Here is a 14,541-nt window from a genome sequence, read left to right as displayed (position 1 = left end):
CTCAGCTTGGGGCTACTCTCGGGTACGGACAGCTGGGCGGCAGCCAGGAGACAGGTAGGTCATGGCGACACGGATCGTTGAAACGGAAGCGGGACCGAGGTCCAAGCGCGCTGCCATTCTGGCGGCCGCCGTCGACTGCTTCGGTGAGACAGGCTTCGAGGCCACCAAGTGGTCGACCGTGGCGGAGCGGGTCGGCATCGGGCAGACCGCGCTGTACCACTACTTCGAGTCCAAGACCCACTGCCTGCTCACCATCATGCGCCTCGAACTCCAGCGCTCCCACGACAAGTTCACGGAGGCGACCGCGGACGCCACGGACCCGGTCGAGGCACTCCGGGCCGCCGTACGGGCGGCGTACGACGTCTCCGACCACGAGGTCCTGCAGATGCGCATCCTGCAGAACCACATGGACCTGCTTTCCGGGCCGCGCAAGTCCAAGCGGGAGGAGGCCGAGCGCGTCGCGGCCCGCCAGCTGGTCCAGCTCGTCGAGCGGGACTGGACGAACCTGCTGGTGCGTGGCATGTCCCAGGGCGCGTTCCCGTTGCGGGACGCGCAACTGCTGGGATCGAGCGTGCTCGGCCTGATCGTCAGCGTCTGGCGGTGGTACCGGCCGTCGGGGCCGACGCCGCTGTCCGAGGTCAGCGAACTGATCGAGGGTGCCTGCGTGCGGATGGTCGCCACCTGATGCCCTGAGCGGCCCTCGGCTTCTCCGGTCGGCCTTCCTGCCCCCTGGTGGACAAGCGTCAGGGGGCTTTGTCGTGCCCGCTTCCGGCGCCGCGCTACCGCTGCGGAAGCTTGGTGACGCACTATTGCCAGGCCTGTTTCCCCGGGATTACCATCCAAACTGAATTGAACTTGACTCAGGTTGATCTGAAGAGGGCTCCTATGGCGTTGCGTGCGTACATGGCCAGCATGGACAGCCGGTCTCCGGAACGGACGTTGGACCTGCTCGAACCGGACTTCCGCTTTCTCATCGCGCTGCCCGGCAAGGAGGTCGTCGGCAAGTCCAGGGAGGACTTCGCCGCGTACCTCGCGAGCCGCAATCCCGTGGACCGGGCGCACGAGATCCTGCGCTACAGCCGGGACGGCGATCTCGAGACCGTCTACGGAGTGGTGACGGAGGGCGGGCGGTACTGCGGGTCCTTCCTGTCGGCCGCGGTCGTGTCGCCCGGCGGACTTCTGGCGCGTTACCAGTCCTTCTTCACCACTACCTTCGAGCTGGTCGACTGGGCCCCGGACGACAGGAGCCGGACATGACGGACACGTCGACCCCAGCCCAAGGAGCCGCGGCCCCCTTCCTCACCGCCTGGTTCGAGATCCTCGACGGGGACGAGCCGTACCGGATCCTCGACCTGATCAGTGACGACTTCTCGTTGTCGATTCTGTTCTCCACCGGCGACGGCAACGCCACCGATTTCGCCGGAGGCCGTGACGCCCTGGTGGGCTACCTAGAGCAGCGCGAGCGGGGCACACGCACCCACCATCTGCTGTCGGCTACCACGCTTGGCCAGGACGAGCTCTTCCTGGGGGAGGTACGACGGGCGGGCGTCCCGGAGGCGACCTTCGTCGCCGCCGGGCGCGTCAACGGCGAAGGCCGGCTGCAACGCCTGCTGATCGGCCGCTCGTCCGAGATCCGCTTCACCTGACCGCGTGCGTCGGAACGACCACGACCGACGACGACGTACGACCGACCATGTACGGACGTACGACCGACCATGTACGGAGGACCGTCATGTACAACCTCGTCCTGCTGGCCGCCCGGCCTCCGGAGTGGACGCACGAACGGTTCATCGAGTGGTGGCGAGGCGACCACGCCGAGCTGACCTACCGCCTGCCCGGACTGCGCGCGTGGCGGCACACCGAGATCGACGCCGCTCTCGAGCCGCGCTCCGAAGGCTGGGACGGCATCTCCGTGCTCAGCTTCGACTCGCCGGAGGACCTGAAGAAGGCCCTGGCGAGCCCCGAGTGGGCCGATGCCGTCGCCCAGGTCGGCGACATGAAGGGCCGCCGTATCGCGGTGATGGGGCACGAGGCGGAGATGTTCGCGGCCTGAGGCTTCCGGCGGTCCGGAGACCGGCCAACCCCGTCCCGGTTCACCAGGGCGGCAGGCACCGCAGCGTTCAGTAGACGGAGTTCGGCACGGCGCAGCGAGGGACGAGATGCGACAGGTAGTGCGAGAGTTCCAACAGAAGGCAGACGAAGCCGACTTCGTGGCCGTGATCGACGACGCGGGCAGCCATACGGCCCGGCAGCTGCTCGAAGAGGCAACGCGGCTGGCCGGAGTGCTGTCCACCGCCGGCACGACGGGCGGGACCGTCCTGCTCCAGGCCGACAACTCATGGCGTACCGTCGCCGCCACCCTCGCCGTAGGCCTGAGCGGCGGCGACGGCGGTGTGGTCGCGGTGGTCAACCGGCACACCACACCGGCCGAGTTCGCCGCGGCTTGGGAGGACATCCGCCCGGACGCCGTCGTCGCCGAGCCCTCGGCGATGGCCGAGTGGGCGGTGCCCGAACGGCTGCCGGGACCGGCGCGGACGGTGCTCGACGGCTGGCAGTGCCTGTCCACTCCCGGCGAGCGCGACGTGGCGCGCTGGTCGGGCGGCGTCCTGATCGGCCTCACCTCAGGGTCGACCGGACGGCCCAAAGGCGTCGTCCAGTCCGAGCGGTCCCTGCGCTATGCCGCCACTAGCACCATGACCGTCAACGGCCTGTCGCCCGGGGACGCCGTCGCCGCGATCGTGCCGCTGTCGTCGACGGCGGCGTACTGCTTCGGCGTCTACCTCTCCCTTCTACTGCGCGGGCCACTCGTCATGACGGGGAAGTGGGACCGGGCCGTCGTACTGCGGCGGATGGCCGAGGCCGACGTCCGCTGGACCATGTGCGTACCGACCATGGCGCTCCAGATGGGCACCGAGGCGGCCGGCTCCGGCATCCTCCGAGGTGTCCGGTCGATCACCGTCGGCGGCGGACCCATGGACCGCGGCGCCCTCGCCCGGGCCGAACAGTCCCTGGGCACGAAGATCCTCCGCGTCTTCGGCATGTCCGAGTGCCTCGGCCACACCTCGCCCAGTCCCGACGAACCCGAGGAGATCCGGCTCGGCAGAGACGGCCGCCCCTTCCCGGGTACGGAGCTCCGCGCGCTCACCCCCGACGGGCGGACCGCGGGCCCCGGCGTGACCGGACGGGCACACGTGCGCGGCCCTTCCCTCTTCCTCGGCTACGCCCGCGACGGCAAGGTCGATCCGCCGGCGCTGACGGAGGACGGCTTCCTGCCCACCGGTGACCTGCTGATGACCCACGAGGACGGCACCATCAGCATCATGGGCCGCGAGAAGGACATCATCATCCGTGGCGGACGCAACATCGACATCACCGAGATCGAGCGCGCGGTGGCCAGTTACCCGCGTGTGGCCAGGGCCTGTGTCGTGGCGGTTCCCGACGACGTCCTCGGCGAACGCGTGGCGCTGCTCGTCGTCACCGAGGACGGCGGCGGCATCGACCTCGCCGAAGTGACCGGACATCTCGAGAGCGTCGGCCTGTCCAAGCCCAAGTGGCCGGAATTCGTGTACGGCATAGAGGAGTTGCCCCAGACCAAGGTCGGCAAGCTCGACCGGCGCGGAGCCCGGGACCTGGCGGCCAGACTCCATACTCGTACATCTGGGCGGTCCGAGTCACGCCACTACGATCCGGCCTGACGAGGCAACACATTCGCGAACCGTGCCGCCGCGCGCGCCCTCAGGCGTGATCCACGCGGCGGCACACCGATGAGGAGGATCATGACAACGCGGTTCGACCAGGGCCCGTGGGCCGCAGCCGGAGTGCAGACCGTACAGCCCGGGGTGCACCGCGTTCCTCTGCCGCTTCCCAACGACGGCCTGCACGCCGTCAATGTCTACCTGCTGGAGGACCTGGCCGACGACGGCGGCATCGTCATGATCGACGGCGGCTGGGCGATCCCCGAGGCGCGCAAGGCGCTCGAGGAGGCGCTTGCCGCCATCGGCCGCGACCTCGGCGACATCAGCCACATCCTCGTCACCCACATCCACCGCGACCACTACACGAACGCGGTGGAACTCCGCCGGCTGCTCGGCTCGCGCGTCTACCTCGGCGCGGGCGAACGACCGGGCCTGGAGATGCTCGACCGACTGCGCAGCGACATACCCGCCGGCTCACTGGAGACCCTGCGCACCGCAGGAGCCGGCGAACTCGCCGACCGCATCCAGGCGATGGACCACGGCGGCTACGACCCGAGCGTGTGGGAGGCGCCCGATCGCTGGCTCGCCGCCGAGACGCTCCGCTTCGGCGAGCGCGAACTACATGTCGTACCAACTCCCGGACACACCAAGGGACATGTCGTCTTCCTGGACGAGCAACGGGAGCTGCTGTTCTCCGGCGACCACGTCCTGCCGCACATCACCCCGTCCATCGGTTTCGAGCTGGCTGAGCCGGGCGGCCGGCCGCTCGCCGACTACCTGGACTCGCTGCGGCTGATGCACCGGTACGCCGACGCCCGCCTGCTGCCCGCGCACGGGCCGGTCGCCGACAGCGCCCACACCCGGGTCGCCGAACTGCTCGATCACCATGACGACCGGCTGGCCAAGAGCTTGACGGCGCTGGGCGAGGACACCCTCGACGCCCACGCGGTGGCACGCAAGCTCGGATGGACGCGCCGGGCGGTGCCGTTCGGCGAACTGAACGCCTTCAACCAGATGCTCGCGGTCAACGAGACCGCGGCGCACCTGGATGTCCTCGTGCTGCAGGGGCAGGCGACCGTGGCGTTCGTGGGCGGCGTGAACCAGTACACGCGCCTGCGATGACACCAAAGCCTGCGATGACACCCAGGAAGATCACTCGTCCAGGTCCGGCAGCCGCGCCGGGGCCGGGCTGATGCGTTCGCCGTGCTGGTCGAAGACGAAGAGATGCGCCAGGTCGACCAGCAGCGGGACCTGCATACCGAGGCGGAGCTCGATGTCGGGGGTCGTGCGGACCACCAGGTCACCGGGCAGGCGGTTCTCCTGCGCCGCCGGCGCCGCAAGGTCGGGACGCTCGTCGTCCGGCTCGTCCAGGACCACGACCGGGCCGGCGCGCAGGGCGCCCGCGCGACCCCAGATGCGATCGAGGACCGTACCGTCACGGCGGCGGCGACGGGCGGCGCGTACGGGATACGGGGCCTCCAAGTCCGGCACGAAGGCAGGCTGGGAGCCCGTGTTGAAGTGGACGAGGACCTCGTGCCCCTGGAACTCCAGATGCTCGACCAGGCCACTGATCGCCACCTCTCCAGGACGCGCGGAGCCGGGCTTGGCGATGCGTACCGCCTCCGAGCGCAGCCCGACGATGACCTCCCGGCCCTGCTGCACGCGCAGCATCTGGTGGTCCAGGGACAGGGGTTCGGGCAGGCGCAGGTATTGGCGGCCCAGGCTGATGGACATCGCGCCGTCGAGCGGGGCGCGGACCAGGCCGCGCAGCAGGTTGATGCGGGGCGTGCCGATGAAGGCGGCGACGAAGACGTTCCGGGGCAGCGAGTACACCGAGCGTGGGGTGCCCACCTGCTGGAGCACACCGCCGCGCAGTACGGCCACCCGGTCGCCGAGCGACATGGCCTCGGCCTGGTCATGGGTGACGTACACCGTCGTCACGCCGAGCTGCCGGGTGAGCGTGGAGATCTCGGCACGCAGGTGGTTGCGGAGCTTGGCGTCGAGGTTGGACAGCGGTTCGTCCATGAGGAACGCGGTGGGGTGGCGCACGATGGCCCGGCCCATGGCCACGCGCTGGCGCTCGCCACCGGAGAGCTGGCGGGGGTAGCGGTCGAGCAGGTCCTCGATGCCGAGCATGCGGGCCGTCGCGTCCACGCGGGGACCTCGGTCCTCGCCCGGGTTCTCGACGCGCAGCGGGAAGCCGATGTTGCCGCGGGTGGTCATGTTCGGGTAGAGGGCGAAGTTCTGGAACACCATCGCCATCGCCCGCTCCGACGGCTGCAGATCGTCTGCGGGTTCCCCGTCGAGCAGCAGCTCGCCCTCGGTGATCTCCTCGAGTCCGGCGATCATCCGGAGCACGGTGGACTTCCCGCAGCCGGACGGCCCGAGCAGCACGAGGAACTCGCCGGGCGCGATGTCGAGCGAGAGCCGGTCCACTACCCGGACGCCCCGCGTATAGGCCTTGCTCACGTCGTGCAGAGAGATGGCGCGTGTCATGGCAGATGCCCCCGAGGGCTTGCTGAGCGCTGGTGCTCCGCTGTCGGAGGTCCCGGGCGGTCGCACGGGACTTCTTCAGTCACGGAAATTACACGCGACTTGAGTCACGGAAATTAACGGACCGCACATGTCCGAGGGAAGACCCCGCCGGTACCGGAATTCGGATGGTTCCGTCCCGGAAGCCGAGAAAGCGGACAGATCGCGTGCCGGATCTCTCTGCCTTGGGTACTCGAGGCGTCCAGAGCCCAGCGAGTATCACGGTGGGAGGACGAAGATGATCTCCGACTTGGTGTTGGTGCCCGCAAGCGGGGCCCCGCTCGCAGGCGATCTGGTCGTCCCCGGCCCGGTGCGGTCGGTGGTGGTCATCACCGAGGGCAGCAGCAGCTCCCGCGGCAGTTCGCGCGACCGCGCGCTCGCCGATACGTTCCACCGGGCGGGCATGGGCACGCTGCTCCTTGATCTCCTCACCGAACTGGAGAAGCGGCAGGACGCACGCTCGGCCCGGCATCTCTTCGACATCCCGTTCCTGGCCCAGCGGCTGGTGGATGCCATCGACTGGCTGGACCAGCGGCCGGAGACCGCCGGTGTCCCGGTGTGCCTGTTCGGCGGCGATTCATCGGCTCTGCTGGCGGCAGCGGAGCGGCCGCAACGCGTTGCTGCCGTGGTCGTCCGAGGCGGGCGTCCTGACCTCACGTACGACGCGCTGCAGAGCGTCCGGGCCCCGGTGCTGTTCGTGGTAGGCGGCAACGAAGAGGCGGACCCGCGCCTCAACCAGGAGGCCGCCGGAAGGCTCAGCGGGCCGAGCCAGATCTACGTCGTGCGCGGCGCAACGCATCTGTTCCATGAGCCGGGGGCACTGGAGGACATCGCTGCCGCGGCCCGGCAGTGGTTCGCATCCCATGTGGAGAGCGGACCTCGCGCAGGCACAGGCCGGTGACGGCTGGGGCGGTACCTTCCGTACGCCGCCCCAACCGGCACCGGCTCGCGATCAGGCGGTGGTACGGAACGGGCCGGTCACCTCGTAGGTGATGCCGCCGGAGGAGCTGCCGCTCGTACCGCGCTGGCTGGAGAAGTACAGCCGCTTGCCGTCGGGCGAGAAGGCCGGGCCGCAGATCTCGGAGCCGGACTGGCCAGTGATGCGCAGGAAGGGGGCGACGATGTCGTTGGGCGTGATGATGCAGATCTCCATGTTGCCGCCGTCCTCGGCGACGAACAGGTCGCCCGAGGAGCTGCCGGTGACGTTGTCGACGCCCGTCAGCGGTGCGGCGCCGTTGGTGACCAGGCTGTCGTCGTAGGCCAGTTCGTAGGTGCTGTTGAGCAGGTTGAGCTGCCAGACGCGGTTGTCGCCCTTGGTCGTGAACCAGACGGTGTCGCTGGCGTAGTGGCAGCCCTCGCCGCCGTTGAAGATCTTGGCACCGGAGACCTGATCGCGGGTGTAGGTGGGGGAGCCGTCCGGGTCGGGCACGTTCGCCCAGGTGTAGGAGCCGGAGGTGCCGGTGCCGGCTCTCAGCACCTGGAGGGTGCCGGAGGACACGTCGCCCCAGGTGCTGGGGATGAACCGGTAGAAGCAGCCGTCCGACTCGTCCTCGGTCAGGTAGATCACCTTGCGTACCGGGTCGGCGGCGGCAGCCTCATGCTTGAAGCGGCCCATCGCGTCGCGGCGGAGGGCGGCCTTCACACCCCACGGATCGGTCTCGTAGACGTAGCCGCGGCTCACCTCCTCACAGGACAGCCAGGTGTTCCACGGGGTGGCGCCGCCCGCGCAGTTGTTCCGCGTATTGGACAGGATGCGGTAGGCGCCGGTGACGGCGCCCGAGGAGCTGAACTTGACGGCGCTCGCGCCGCCACCGGTTCCGACCTCGGAGTTCGAGACGTAGATCCAGCCGCTGCCGTCGGCGAAGCAGGCGCCGCCGTCGGGGGCGTTGTGCCAGGTGTACGAAGTGCCGGGGACCGTCTGGCTGGAGCGGGCGATGACTTTGCTGGTGAAGCCACTGGGCAGCATGATCCCGTTGGCGTTCGCGGCCTGCAGACCGCCGTACGGGCTGGTGCCGTTCTGGGCGGGGGCCGCGTACGCGGCGCCGTGCATGAGCGTGCCGCCGAAGACGGCGGCCGAGGTGCCGATCACTGCACCGCGCAGGAAATTGCGACGTTCCACAGCTACTCCTTCGTCAAAGAAGAGCGAACGATGACTTGTTGAGCGCCGCCGACTGGTCACCCGGACCCTAGAGCCGCTGGCAGGGAGCGGTAAGGAGCCTTTGAACCAACTCTTCCTGGCCAACTGGTGGGCAGATGCCGCGCAGAAACGATCAGCCCGGCACCAAATGAACGGGCAGGGAATCCTCACGGACGAACTGATGGAGATCTTTTACGGCGCCGTCAGGCCCCGGTGGAGGACGGGACGAACGGCGCGCAGACCGCATGGTGGCCAAGGTGGACCTTGCGGCTGGTGTTGACGAACGTGGCGTGGCCGCCCAGGAGTTGGCTGCCGTGCGCCTCGCGGGCGTAGATCGGCGTCAGCCGGATGCGTGCCCTCGGCAGCAGGCACAGCTGTCTGCTCTGCGGGTGCAGGAACTCCACGTCGAACCGGTCGCTGTCGACCAGGTCGCTGATCACGAAGCGGGAGCCGGTGGCCTCGGGACACCCCGGGACGTGACCGGCGGCGGCCGCGTCCAGCGCGCCCCGCCACCGACCGGCCGAGTGGTCGCCGAAGAAGACCCCTCGGCTTCCCCAGGTGAACTCCGCGGCGTCGGAGTCGATCACCTTCAGCACCTTCTCGCGGCCACACGCCTTGAACTGCTCGACAAGCCCCGGGTCGGGCCGATCCGGCAACACTTGCGACCACGGGACGCAGGTGCGGAGCACGCTCGTGACCTCTGCCCCGAGCCGCTCGGCGATCGGGGACTCCAGGGCCGGGTCCCAGACCAGCGAGAGCAGGGCCTTGGTGCCGAAGCCGTGGAACAGCGGGTTGATCAGCCGCTCCGCCGCCGCGAAGATCTCCCGGCGCAGGGGCGCTCCGTACTGCCGTAGCTCCTTGACGTAGCAGAAACGCCAGCCCCTGCGCCCGTCGTCATGGAAGCGGGAGAAGAACTCCACATCCACCGGGCGGCCGAACTGCTCCCGCATGCGGCGGGCGGCGAGTTCGTTCTCCGGCAGGTACGTCGGGTACTGGTCGTCCATCCAGATCCGCTCGATTCCGCGCCGATGGAAGGCCCGGAACAGCTCGCCGGCACCCACGCCGTACGCCCGCTCGAAGGCGTGCATCTTCCCGACGTTGCCGAAGGCCTCCTCGATCTCCGTCACACGCGGCACACCCTGGCTCACCACGACATCGAGCCGGAACAACTCGATACGGCGCTCCAGGTCGCGACCGCGCAGATCCTCGGGCACACCGATGTCCAGAGCGGCCCGGACGTGCGGATCCCCCTCCGCGTACAGATCCTGCGCCGTGTCGCACAGCGCGAAGACGGCGGCCCCGAGCCGTTCGAGCTGCCGCGTCAGACCCGGCCCGAGCGGGAAGGGACGCGCGGCAACGAGCCAGGGCGCGTGCTCCGGGTCCGATCCGCCGTACCGCACCTGCAGCGCGACGAGCGCGTCCTCGGCCCGCAGCGCAGCTCCGAGCCGGTCGGGGTCCTGCGCGGCAGGTACGTACGCGACACCGGCCAGATCGCGCCGCAGCTCGGCCCGCGCGAAGGCCTTCACACAAGAACCCTAAGTCCATCGGCGCCGGGCGGCAGTAAGCCGTATGGCGGCCGTGCCGGAGACGGCCCGTCAGAAAGTGGAATACCCCGCGCCGGGTGCGTGACGCACCGCTCGTCGAAACGCCTATGGCCCCGCCGAGAGGCTCGACCCCCAGCGGAACCGGACCAGGCCACCGCGCTGTCTTCAGAGTCACCATCCGATCTGCCGGTACGGGGGACTTCTGATGAGGCGGGTACGAGCATCGGTCTGGGCGGCAGCCATGGCACTGGCTGCGGGAAGCCTTCTTGTGGGCTGTTCTCAGGAGTACGACGACAAGCGGGGCAAGGGCGACGCCCCGGTGAAGGGCAAGAAGGGCGACGACACCCCGGCCGAGGTCTACAACATGCCGGACGGCTTCGGGAATCTCGCCACCAAGTGCGTGGGGCACGGCTTCCGCGCGTATGTCACGACGAACGCAGGTGCTCCGTCGAACGTCCAGATCGTCAAGGACAAGTCGTGCGCCGGCTGACCACGACGGGCGTCGCCACCTGCGCTGTGCTGCTGTTCGCCGTCCTGCTCACCGGCTGCTCCCAGGAACGCGACGACGAGCGGGGCAAGGGCGATGCCCCGGTGAAGGGCCGGGCAGGGGAGGACACCGCAGCGGAGGTCTACAACTTCCCCGACGGCTTCGGGAACCTCGCCACGAAGTGCGTCGGGGACGGCAAGCGGGGCTACGTCACCACAAGGTTCGAGGAGGACGCCGTGATCCTTCCGTCGAACGCGGTGATCGTCGACGACCCGCACTGCGCGGCACCCTGACGCACGCCGCGCTCGCCACGAAGGGGACGGCGCACTTGGATCTCCCGTACCCCGCACCCGCCCGCCACCGCTCGAGTGGTGACGCCACTCGGGCGGGCGTACCGTCGAACGGTGCAAGCAGGAGTGGACGGAACCGCTCGCTGATCCCTCGCGAGGGTTCGACCTCCGGGGGTGCGACACGCCATGACCAGCAGCCCGCAGCCGGCCCCTTCAGCGCAGGCCACCACCAAGGAACCCGGCGGTGGCGGAAACGCGATGGCTCTGCTGGTCATCGCGTCCTGCCAGCTGATGGTGGTCCTGGACATCACCATCGTGAACATCGCGCTGCCGCACATTCAGCGCTCCCTGGAGTTCTCCACCACCAGCCTGTCCTGGGTGGTCAACGCGTACACCCTCACCTTCGGCGGGCTGCTCCTGCTGGGCGGCCGCACCGGTGACATCCTCGGCAGACGGCGCGTCTTCATCTTCGGCGTACTGCTCTTCGTGCTCGCCTCCCTGCTCGGCGGACTCGCGCAGAACGCCGGCCAACTCCTCGCTGCCCGCGCCCTCCAGGGCGTCGGCGGCGCCATCGCGTCCCCGACCGCCCTCTCCCTGGTCAGTACGACCTTCCGCGAAGGCCCCGAACGCAACCGGGCCTTCGGTGTGTTCGCCGCGGTCTCGGCGGGCGGCGGCGCCATCGGCCTGCTCGCCGGCGGAATCCTCGTCGAGTGGCTGAACTGGCGCTGGGTGCTCTTCGTCAACGTCCCCATCGGGCTGCTCATCGCCCTCGCCACACCCCGCTGGATCAAGGAGTCCGAACGCCACCCCGGCCACTTCGACATCGCCGGAGCACTCACATCCACCGCGGGCATGGTGCTGCTGGTCTACGGATTCATCAGGGCCGCGCAGGAGGGCTGGCGGGACGGGCTCACGGTCGCCTCGTTCGCGGCGGCCGTCGTCATCCTCACGGTGTTCATCCTGATCGAGAAGCAGTCCAGACAGCCGATCACGCCCCTGCACATGTTCGCCGACCGTAACCGCGCGGGCACCTACGGCATGATGCTGAGCCTGGCCGCCGCGATCTTCGGCATGTTCTTCTTCCTCACGCTCTTCACGCAGAACGTGCTGGACTTCAGCCCGCTGCAGACCGGTCTCGCCTTCCTGCCCGTCAGCGCGGTCATCGCGATCGGCGCCGGGCTGGCCTCACAGTTCCTGCCCAGATACGGCCCCAAGCCCTTCATGGTGGTGGGCGGCATCCTGGCGGCGACCGGCCTGGCCTGGCTGACCCTGACCGACGTCCACTCCACCTACGTGGGCAGCGTCCTCGGGCCGATCCTGGTCTTCAGCCTGGGCATGGGCATGGAGTTCGTCTCGCTCACGCTCATGGCGCTCTCGAACGTCTCCACACATGAGACCGGCGCCGCCTCCGGACTCCTCAATGCCACCCAGCAGGTCGGCGGCTCGCTCGGCCTGTCCATCCTGGTCACGACGTTCGGCACGGCCAGCGGAAACGAGGCGGACAAGCAGGTACCGCGCTTCCTGGAGCAGGCGACCCCGGCAGAACGCGCGCGTTTCGAGCGCACCGGGGACCTCCCGCCGCCCTGGGCCGACGAGGTCCTCACCGCAGGCGTCTCGGCCGCCTTCATCATGGCGGCGATCTTCGCCATACTCGCCGCTCTGATCGCCGTCGTGGTCATCCAGGTCCGCCCCGCCGACCTGGAACGCCTGGGCGGGAAGGGCCTCGGCCCGGTCTGAGACCGAGGCCCTTCCGGGCGGGAGGATCAGCGGTACGAGACTTTGAGGCCGCGCAGCCGCCCGATGTTGTCGAACGACCCGAAGCCCACCCTGCCGGAGCCGAGCGTGGTGTCGACAGCCGTCATCAGCGGATACTTCGAGCCGTCGACGTACACCGCGATCTCACCGCTGCTCGCGCACCGCACCACCCGCACCTTGTGCCAGTCGCTGTCGGTGATGGCCGGTGGGGCGCCTGTCCTGCCGTTCCACTGGTCCTCGATCCGGAGCCGGTCGGCGTCGTTCACGACGAAGATCCCGTTGTGCGGATAGATCGTGTTGTCCGTGGACAGATGGGCGTAGGAGAACTTCGTGTCCGACTGGTAGTCGAAGACGATGATCACGTCCCGGTTGGTGATCTCGACGGGAGTGTCGATCCGCACCTCGGCATCGATCCGTACGGAGCCGAGCGCCGCCGGACCCGCGGTCAGCACGGCGTACTCGAAGGGACGGCGCGGTCCGGGCCGCTGGACTCCGGGCTCGGCGAGGACGGCCTCGTGGCCGGGGAACCGCCACTTCGACGGGGTGACAGGACCCCAGTTCCGACCGGCCATGACGTTACGGAGCGTGGAGCCGCCAGTGTCGCAAGAGGCGAACGTCCGGGTCCCGGTGACCTTCCAGATCTTGCCGTTGGCCTTGGAGAGCAGATACAGCTCGCCGTCCGCGTCCTGCCCGAAACGCAGGTCCACCCGGGCGTCCCCGGCAAGGTCCTGCATGGTGACGCGCTTGCCGCTCGCGCCGTACACCATCAGGTCGTACAGCTGGGCCAGTCCCTTCCCGCGCCGCATGTCCTTGGAGTCGGCGAAGAGCAGACGGCCGTCGACGATGTCCCCGAAGACGTACTTGCCGCGCAGCTGAGGCACGTCATGGCCGCGGTAGACGAAGCCACCGACAATCGCGCGGCCCACGTCGGAGGTGCAGTTCCAGTCGGCGGGCGGGTCGTGGTCGTAGGCGGCGACGGGATAGGTGTAGCCGTACTTCTCGTCGTCCTCGGGGAGCGGGAGCATCTGGTCGCAGGGGTCGGCGGCCGTCTTGTCGAAGACGAACGCGGCTTCGCGTTCGCTCCAGCCCAAGTTGTCGCCCGCGCGCACCTCGTAGACGGACTCGACGGCGTGCTGTCCGATGTGACCGAGGTACATGCGGTGGCTGCCACCGGTGTCCCAGCTGAAGCGGTGCGGGTCGCGCATGCCGTACGCGTAGATCTCGCCCAGTGCGCCGGGGGTGCGGGTGAACGGGTTCCGGGCCGGGATGCCGTACTTGCCGTTGGCGCTGTTCGTGCCGCGGGGGTCGATGCGCAGGATCTTGCCGTGGGGGAGGGAGAGGTCTTGCGGCTCGGTGTTCCTGACACCTTGACCGCCGTCGCCGACGGCTACGTAGAGGAGTCCGTAATCGGTGCTGTGGGGGCGGGAGTTGGGGTTGAAGTCGATCTGCTGGATGCCGTGGATCGTGCCCGCGAAGCCGATGCGCAGGATTTCGCGGCGGGTGCCCTGGAAGGTGTCGGCCGAGGGGTCGTCGGCGGTCCACTCGGTGATGATGCCGTGGTAGTTGGTCGCCGCCTGCTGCCGGAAGTCGGGTACGGCGGTGGTGGCGGAGGCCAGTTCGGTGTGGACGGTGTAGAAGCGGCCGTTGCGCCTGAAGCCGGGGTCGAAGGTCACGAACCCGAAGCCCTGGCCGAGACCACGGCTGGCGAAGAACGCGGGGCCGAAGGAGGCCGCGATGTCGAGATAGACCTGCGGGCTGCCGCCGTCCTCGACGAAGTACAGCTTGCCGTTGAGGTCGGGGACGGCCTTCCGGCCGGAACCGTCGGGGAGTTCGCTCAAGTAGTTGATCCGAGCGTGCCGCATCAGCCGTGGATCGGTGACCGGGCCGGGCGGCGGCTCGGTCTTCGGGAAGGAGGCGTACTCCTCGACGGTCAGCCCGATACCGGAGGTGGCGGGCCGCTCGGGGATGGGGTCGGTGATGGGCTCGGCGGCGTGCGCCGTGCCGGGCAGGGAGACGAGGGCCGACAGCAGTAGGGAGAGGACAAGGAGAGGGGCCAGTGCGAGGGGTCTCGGTCTGGCGCCGGGGGATGTGGTCATCGGTA

At 69.1% G+C, this 14,541-nt stretch carries 14 protein-coding genes; 10 read left to right on the top strand and 4 right to left on the bottom strand.

Annotated features, from left to right (window positions below; genetic code table 11):
* Positions 1–61: 61 nt before the first annotated feature.
* From ACQEVY_RS02435 to ACQEVY_RS02410, 6 genes are all read left to right on the top strand, one after another.
* The gene (locus tag ACQEVY_RS02435; protein ID WP_432944286.1) at positions 62–685 is read left to right on the top strand and encodes a TetR/AcrR family transcriptional regulator; all 624 of its coding nucleotides are present in this window, start codon (positions 62–64) and stop codon (positions 683–685) included.
* 200 nt (positions 686–885) lie between these two features.
* Positions 886–1,257, top strand: a complete 372-nt coding sequence (locus ACQEVY_RS02430; protein ID WP_432944284.1) for a nuclear transport factor 2 family protein — start codon at positions 886–888, stop codon at positions 1,255–1,257.
* On the top strand, positions 1,254–1,646 hold the full coding sequence (locus ACQEVY_RS02425) for a hypothetical protein (RefSeq protein WP_432944282.1): 393 nt from the start codon (positions 1,254–1,256) through the stop codon (positions 1,644–1,646). The genes ACQEVY_RS02430 and ACQEVY_RS02425 overlap by 4 nt, the downstream gene beginning before the upstream one ends.
* An 86-nt stretch (positions 1,647–1,732) precedes the next feature.
* Positions 1,733–2,053 (top strand): EthD family reductase, encoded by a 321-nt coding sequence (locus ACQEVY_RS02420; protein ID WP_328766396.1) that lies wholly within the window; start codon positions 1,733–1,735, stop codon positions 2,051–2,053.
* Positions 2,054–2,171: 118 nt separating this feature from the next.
* Complete coding sequence (locus ACQEVY_RS02415; protein ID WP_432944279.1) at positions 2,172–3,695, top strand: class I adenylate-forming enzyme family protein; 1,524 nt, start codon at positions 2,172–2,174, stop codon at positions 3,693–3,695.
* An 81-nt stretch (positions 3,696–3,776) separates the two neighbouring features.
* The gene (locus tag ACQEVY_RS02410) at positions 3,777–4,817 is read left to right on the top strand and encodes an MBL fold metallo-hydrolase (RefSeq protein ID WP_432944277.1); all 1,041 of its coding nucleotides are present in this window, start codon (positions 3,777–3,779) and stop codon (positions 4,815–4,817) included.
* Positions 4,818–4,847: 30 nt separating this feature from the next.
* Here the strand turns inward: ACQEVY_RS02410 and ACQEVY_RS02405 are convergent, their stop codons facing one another.
* The gene (locus ACQEVY_RS02405; RefSeq protein WP_432944275.1) at positions 4,848–6,191 is read right to left on the bottom strand and encodes an ABC transporter ATP-binding protein; all 1,344 of its coding nucleotides are present in this window, start codon (positions 6,189–6,191) and stop codon (positions 4,848–4,850) included.
* Between the two features lie 274 nt (positions 6,192–6,465).
* On the opposite strand from ACQEVY_RS02405, the gene ACQEVY_RS02400 reads away from it, so the two are divergent.
* Entirely contained in the window at positions 6,466–7,128 is a 663-nt protein-coding gene (locus tag ACQEVY_RS02400; RefSeq protein WP_432944273.1) for a dienelactone hydrolase family protein, read from the top strand.
* Between the two features lie 51 nt (positions 7,129–7,179).
* On the opposite strand, the gene ACQEVY_RS02395 is transcribed toward ACQEVY_RS02400, so the two are convergent.
* Both ACQEVY_RS02395 and ACQEVY_RS02390 read right to left on the bottom strand, forming a co-directional pair.
* Complete coding sequence (locus tag ACQEVY_RS02395; protein ID WP_432944271.1) at positions 7,180–8,346, bottom strand: alkaline phosphatase PhoX; 1,167 nt, start codon at positions 8,344–8,346, stop codon at positions 7,180–7,182.
* A gap of 221 nt (positions 8,347–8,567) precedes the next feature.
* Positions 8,568–9,890 (bottom strand): hypothetical protein, encoded by a 1,323-nt coding sequence (locus ACQEVY_RS02390; protein WP_432944269.1) that lies wholly within the window; start codon positions 9,888–9,890, stop codon positions 8,568–8,570.
* A gap of 223 nt (positions 9,891–10,113) precedes the next feature.
* On the opposite strand from ACQEVY_RS02390, the gene ACQEVY_RS02385 reads away from it, so the two are divergent.
* The 3 genes from ACQEVY_RS02385 to ACQEVY_RS02375 all read left to right on the top strand — a co-directional run bounded on the left by ACQEVY_RS02385 (position 10,114) and on the right by ACQEVY_RS02375 (position 12,422).
* Positions 10,114–10,398 carry a hypothetical protein gene (locus ACQEVY_RS02385; RefSeq protein WP_432944267.1) on the top strand — a complete coding sequence of 95 codons (285 nt, stop codon included), beginning with the start codon at positions 10,114–10,116 and terminating at the stop codon, positions 10,396–10,398.
* Positions 10,386–10,688, top strand: a complete 303-nt coding sequence (locus ACQEVY_RS02380) for a hypothetical protein (protein WP_432944265.1) — start codon at positions 10,386–10,388, stop codon at positions 10,686–10,688. Before ACQEVY_RS02385 ends, ACQEVY_RS02380 begins: the two co-directional genes overlap by 13 nt.
* A 183-nt stretch (positions 10,689–10,871) precedes the next feature.
* Complete coding sequence (locus ACQEVY_RS02375; RefSeq protein WP_432944263.1) at positions 10,872–12,422, top strand: MFS transporter; 1,551 nt, start codon at positions 10,872–10,874, stop codon at positions 12,420–12,422.
* Positions 12,423–12,448: 26 nt separating this feature from the next.
* On the opposite strand, the gene ACQEVY_RS02370 is transcribed toward ACQEVY_RS02375, so the two are convergent.
* The gene (locus ACQEVY_RS02370; RefSeq protein WP_432944261.1) at positions 12,449–14,536 is read right to left on the bottom strand and encodes a PQQ-dependent sugar dehydrogenase; all 2,088 of its coding nucleotides are present in this window, start codon (positions 14,534–14,536) and stop codon (positions 12,449–12,451) included.
* Positions 14,537–14,541 lie beyond the last annotated feature (5 nt).

This window comes from Streptomyces sp. CA-288835 (genome assembly GCF_050936385.1).
Lineage (GTDB): Bacteria > Actinomycetota > Actinomycetes > Streptomycetales > Streptomycetaceae > Streptomyces.
Note: the sequence above shows the minus strand (reverse complement) of the source record. Positions and strands in the feature narration are given on the sequence as shown.

Coding starts and splice junctions, on each gene's coding strand:
- ACQEVY_RS02420 (WP_328766396.1), top strand. CDS start 1,733: ATGTACAACCTCGTCCTGCTGGCCGCCCGGCCTCCGGAGTGGACGCAC.
- ACQEVY_RS02410 (WP_432944277.1), top strand. CDS start 3,777: ATGACAACGCGGTTCGACCAGGGCCCGTGGGCCGCAGCCGGAGTGCAG.
- ACQEVY_RS02400 (WP_432944273.1), top strand. CDS start 6,466: ATGATCTCCGACTTGGTGTTGGTGCCCGCAAGCGGGGCCCCGCTCGCA.
- ACQEVY_RS02375 (WP_432944263.1), top strand. CDS start 10,872: ATGACCAGCAGCCCGCAGCCGGCCCCTTCAGCGCAGGCCACCACCAAG.
- ACQEVY_RS02435 (WP_432944286.1), top strand. CDS start 62: ATGGCGACACGGATCGTTGAAACGGAAGCGGGACCGAGGTCCAAGCGC.
- ACQEVY_RS02405 (WP_432944275.1), bottom strand. CDS start 6,191: ATGACACGCGCCATCTCTCTGCACGACGTGAGCAAGGCCTATACGCGG.
- ACQEVY_RS02385 (WP_432944267.1), top strand. CDS start 10,114: ATGAGGCGGGTACGAGCATCGGTCTGGGCGGCAGCCATGGCACTGGCT.
- ACQEVY_RS02370 (WP_432944261.1), bottom strand. CDS start 14,536: ATGACCACATCCCCCGGCGCCAGACCGAGACCCCTCGCACTGGCCCCT.
- ACQEVY_RS02430 (WP_432944284.1), top strand. CDS start 886: ATGGCGTTGCGTGCGTACATGGCCAGCATGGACAGCCGGTCTCCGGAA.
- ACQEVY_RS02425 (WP_432944282.1), top strand. CDS start 1,254: ATGACGGACACGTCGACCCCAGCCCAAGGAGCCGCGGCCCCCTTCCTC.